This window comes from Oceanicella sp. SM1341 (assembly GCF_003448965.1).
In the GTDB taxonomy this organism is placed as follows: Bacteria; Pseudomonadota; Alphaproteobacteria; order Rhodobacterales; family Rhodobacteraceae; genus Paroceanicella.
This window is the reverse complement of sequence record NZ_QRGC01000076.1, coordinates 1-1,633: the sequence shown is the minus strand read 5'-3', so window position 1 is coordinate 1,633 and position 1,633 is coordinate 1. Positions and strand designations below refer to the sequence as shown.

3 protein-coding genes are annotated in these 1,633 nt (G+C 74.3%); all 3 read left to right on the top strand.

What is annotated here, in order from left to right; all coding sequences use genetic code 11:
• Positions 1-444: hypothetical protein (locus D3P35_RS25715; RefSeq protein WP_157982348.1), on the top strand; the 444-nt coding region annotated here is incomplete at its 5' end.
• Positions 435-1,031, top strand: a complete 597-nt coding sequence (locus D3P35_RS25710) for a hypothetical protein (protein ID WP_118138775.1) — start codon at positions 435-437, stop codon at positions 1,029-1,031. The genes D3P35_RS25715 and D3P35_RS25710, both read left to right, overlap by 10 nt.
• A complete protein-coding gene (locus tag D3P35_RS25705) occupies positions 1,016-1,477 on the top strand; it encodes a hypothetical protein (protein ID WP_118138774.1) in 462 nt (153 codons plus the stop codon). The genes D3P35_RS25710 and D3P35_RS25705 overlap by 16 nt, the downstream gene beginning before the upstream one ends.
• Positions 1,478-1,633: the final 156 nt, after the last annotated feature.

The window sequence follows — 1,633 nt, the reverse complement described above, 5'->3', positions numbered from 1 at the left end:
ACCTCGGACGGCGTCGACTGGGACTGGGACGACGCCGGCGTGCCGCTGCTGCTCTACGAGGGCCGGGTGCTCGAGGGCGTGCCGGTGATGGACGGGATCTGGGACGCGGTCCGCGTCACCGGCCTGCCGCCCGCCACGCGCGTCGCCCGGCCGGGCGAGTTCCTCGCCGTCTACGCCGATGACACCGACGTCACGGGCGAGGTGGTGCAGGTGCTCGCGCCCGCCGTCTCCAATGCGGCGGGCGTGGCCACGATCCGGCTGTTCTCTCCCCTCACTGCCGGCGGCCGGGTAAACATCGGCGTGAGCGACACCGGCGTCTTCCGCCAGCTGGAGACACCGCGCGCGGTGCAGCCGGTGGGCGGCGACTGGTCCTACACCTGGTCCTTCCGCGAGGTGTTCGCGGACGAGGCCGGCGGCTTCGCGGAGCGCGACCCGTGGAGCTGATCCGCGGCATCGGGGCTGCGATGCTCGCCCGCCTCTCCGGCCGGCTCTTCCACCCGGTGGTGCTCGTCGAGCTCGACTGGCCCGGCGGCATGCAGCGCCTGCACACCGGTGTCGGCATCATCGACTGGGACGATGCCGCGTGGGACGGGGTCGGGCAGCTCGGCTCGGTCTCGGTGCCCGAGGAGAGCCCGAGCCTGGTGCCCTCCTCCGCACTGCTCGGCCTCACCGGCCTGCCGCCCGAGATCTACGACCGGCTCGACGACCCGATCCGCAACCGCCCCGGCCGCATCCTCGTGGGCTGCCTCACCGGGCGGAGCAGCAACCTGCTCGCGGGCGACCCGGTGGAGATCTTCGCCGGCTACATGGACGCCCTGCGCCTCACCGTCGAGGTGGAGGACGACGCGGGCGAGACGCGCATCGTGCACGCGCTGCAGCTCGAGCTCGGCTCGGGGCCCGGCGCGCGGTCGGTCGCCTCGATCACCCATTCCGCCGAGGACCAGGCCGCCGCCTTTCCCGGCGACACCGCCGGCCGCCACTGCATCTACAACCGCGCCAGCATGGAGGTGATGACATGGCCCGAGAGCTGAGCGCCGCGCGCGAGAGCGGGCGCGACATCGCCCTCACGCCGCCGGGCGAGGACGTGCTCGCGCATGCGCTGCGGGTGATGGACCGGCCCTTCGCCTGGGGCCACGCCGACTGCTGCACCGCCGCCTGCGACGTGTTCGAGGCCCTGTTCGGCATCGACCCGATGGCCGAGCTGCGCGGCCGCTACGCCACCGCCGCGGGCGCCATGCGGATCATCGCGGGAGAGGGCGGCTTCGCAGCGCTGGCCGAACGCCTCGCATCTACCGCCGGGCTCGCGCCGGGGCAGGGCGGTGGCACCGCCGGTGCGCTCGGCCTGAGTGCGCCCGGCACCGCCACCGGGCCGCAGGGGCGGGCGCTGCTTGTGTGCATCGCCCCCGGCGCCTGGGCGGCGAAGTCCGAGGGCGGCATGAGCGTCCTGCCGGGCGTGGAGAGGCACTGGCATGCGTAACCCCGCTCTCATCACGGCACGGCTCGCACCTCTCGCCCTTGCCGCGCTTCTCGCCGGCGCGGGCCCGGCACTGGCCGACCCGGTCACCGCCTCGATCACCACCTTCCTGCTCGTCAACGGCGTCGCCGAGGCCACGGCGGTGATCATCGCCGGGGT